At 70.2% G+C, this 2580-nt stretch carries 3 protein-coding genes; all 3 read right to left on the bottom strand.

Going from position 1 to position 2580, the window contains the following annotated elements:
• Positions 1–879, bottom strand: an 879-nt coding sequence (gene queA, locus VED21_RS01025) for a tRNA preQ1(34) S-adenosylmethionine ribosyltransferase-isomerase QueA (RefSeq protein ID WP_324880443.1), incomplete at its 3' end; no start/stop codon positions are given.
• Between the two features lie 57 nt (positions 880–936).
• Entirely contained in the window at positions 937–1398 is a 462-nt protein-coding gene (locus VED21_RS01020; protein ID WP_324880442.1) for a hypothetical protein, read from the bottom strand.
• Positions 1399–1513: 115 nt separating this feature from the next.
• Positions 1514–2580, bottom strand: a 1067-nt coding sequence (locus VED21_RS01015) for an NAD-dependent succinate-semialdehyde dehydrogenase (protein WP_324880441.1), incomplete at its 5' end; no start/stop codon positions are given.

Below are 2580 nucleotides of genomic sequence, written 5' to 3'. Positions count from 1 at the left end.
CAGCAGCCGGTCGACGATGCGGAACCGGTAGCCGGGCGTGATGAAGATGTCCGTCTCGGCGGCGAAGGGGTGCAGGACGCCGTCCTCGCTGGCCGCGGATTCCAGCAGGCGCAGCGCCGTGGTGCCGACGGCGACGATGCGCCCGCCGGCCGCGCGCGCCTCGTTCACCGCGGCGGCCGTCTCCGGCGACACCTCGCCGTACTCGGCGTGCATCTTGTGGTCGCGCACGTCCTCCACCTTCACCGGCAGGAAGGTGCCGGCGCCCACGTGCAGCGTGACGGGCACGCGGCGCACGCCGCGCGCCTCCAGCGCCGCCAGCAGTTCCGGCGTGAAGTGCAGGCCGGCGGTGGGCGCGGCGACGGCACCCTCGGCCCTGGCGAAGACGGTCTGGTAGTCGTCCCGGTCGGAGGATTCCTCGCCCTGCGGACGGCTGATGTAGGGCGGCAGCGGCATGACGCCGTGGCGGTGCAGCCGCTCGAACAGCGCGGCACCGGATTCCGTGAAGCGCAGCACCACCTCGCCCCCCTCGTGCTTTTCCAGCACGGTGGCGGCGAAGTCGCGGACGAAGGTGACGATGTCGCCTGGCTTCAGGCGGCGCGCGTTCTTGGCGAAGGCCGCCCAGGTGTCATCGCCCATGCGCTTGTGCAGCGTCACCTCGATCTTCGCCTCGCCGCGCTTGCCGGTCAGGCGCGCAGGGATGACACGGGTGTCGTTGTAGACCATCAGGTCGCCCGGCTGCAGCAGCTCCGGCAGCTCGCGGACGACACGGTCCTGGAACGGCTCCTCCACGACCAGCAGGCGCGCGGCGTCGCGCGGCTTCACCGGGTGGTCGGCGATCCGTTCGGGCGGCAGATCGAAGTCGAAATCGGCGGTTTTCATGGAGGCCGCTGATATAGGGCATCCGGGCCGGCATTGGAAGACGGATGACGAAACGGCCTACCGCACGACCATGCGCTCCAGCAGCACGTCGCGCACCTTCACGGGGCGAAGCTCGCGGTCGACCACCGCGGTGACCGTGCTCTTCATCAGGTTGGCTCCGTCGGCGCCGGTCAGCCGTTCCGGCTCGATCTGCCGGATGCGGTCGCCCAGCCGGTCGGCGATGCGCGCGGCGTAGGGGTCGGCGACCTTGGGGTCGACCTTGGGGTCCAGTTCGATGAGGACGCGCAGGTCCATGGTCTTGCCGGTGCCGCCCAGCGCCAGCGACATCTCCGGCAGGTGGGCGTAGTTCTTCTTCGGCCCCATGCGCAGGGTGGGATCGGGTTCGCGCTTGTTGACCGCGCTCACCACGGCCGCGCCACCGCCACCCAGCACCGCCAGCACGATCAGGACGGCCGCGATGACCACCGGCGCGCTGAAGGCGACGGGATCGCCGTTTGCACGGCGCCAGACGATGCGCATGTCGGATCACCCGCCCTGCCGCGGCCCGTTGCCGAGCACGATAGTGCGACTTTAACGAAAACACCGGGACCGGTCAAACGGCGCCGTCCAGCCGGTCCCGGCGTGACTCACGCCGTTACTGGTCGATGCCGCCCAGGCACAGGTACTTGATCTCGACGAACTCCTCGATGCCGTACTTGGAGCCCTCGCGGCCGATGCCGCTCTCCTTCATGCCGCCGAAGGGGGCGACCTCGGTGGAGATGATGCCCTCGTTGATGCCGACGATCCCGTATTCCAACCCCTCCGCCACCCGCCAGATGCGGCCGATGTCGCGGCTGTAGAAATAGGCGGCGAGGCCGAATTCGGTGTCGTTGGCCATGCGCACCGCCTCCTGCTCCGTCGTGAAGCGGAACAGCGGCGCCACGGGGCCGAACGTCTCCTCCCGCGCCACCTTCATCTCCGGCGTCACGTCGGCCAGGATGGTCGGCTCGAAGAAGCTGCCGCCCAGCTCGTGCCGCTTGCCGCCCACCACGACGCGGGCCCCCTTCGACACGGCATCGCGGATGTGGTCCTCCACCTTCTCCACCGCGTTCATGTCAATCAGCGGCCCCTGCTGCGCGCCCTCCGTCGTCAGGCCGGGGCCGACCTTCAGCGCGCGGACGGCGGCGGCCAGCTTTTCGGCGAAGGCGTCGTAGACGCCGTCCTGCACCAGCAGGCGGTTGGCGCACACGCAGGTCTGCCCGGTGTTGCGGTACTTGGACGCCATGGCGCCGGCCACCGCCGCGTCCAGGTCGGCGTCGTCGAAGACGACGAAGGGCGCGTTGCCGCCCAGCTCCAGCGACACCTTCTTCACCGTGCCGGCGCACTGCGCCATCAGCTGCTTGCCGATCTCGGTGGAGCCGGTGAAGGACAGCTTGCGCACGATGGGGTTCGAGGTCATCTCGCCGCCGATCTCGCGGGCCGATCCGGTGACCACGCTGAGGATGCCCGCCGGGATGCCGGCGCGCTCGGCCAGCACGCACATCGCCAGCGCCGAGAACGGCGTCGCCGTGGCCGGCTTGATCACCATCGGGCAGCCGGCGGCCAGCGCCGGCCCCGCCTTGCGGGTGATCATGGCGGCGGGGAAGTTCCACGGCGTGATGGCGGCGGTGACGCCGATCGGCTCCTTGACGACGACCAGGCGGCGGTCCGGCAGGTGGTTCG

It is taken from the genome of Azospirillum sp., from assembly GCF_035627195.1.
Classification (GTDB): domain Bacteria; phylum Pseudomonadota; class Alphaproteobacteria; order Azospirillales; family Azospirillaceae; genus Azospirillum.
The sequence above is the reverse complement of the archived record's forward strand: the minus strand, read 5'-3'. Positions and strand labels throughout refer to the sequence as shown.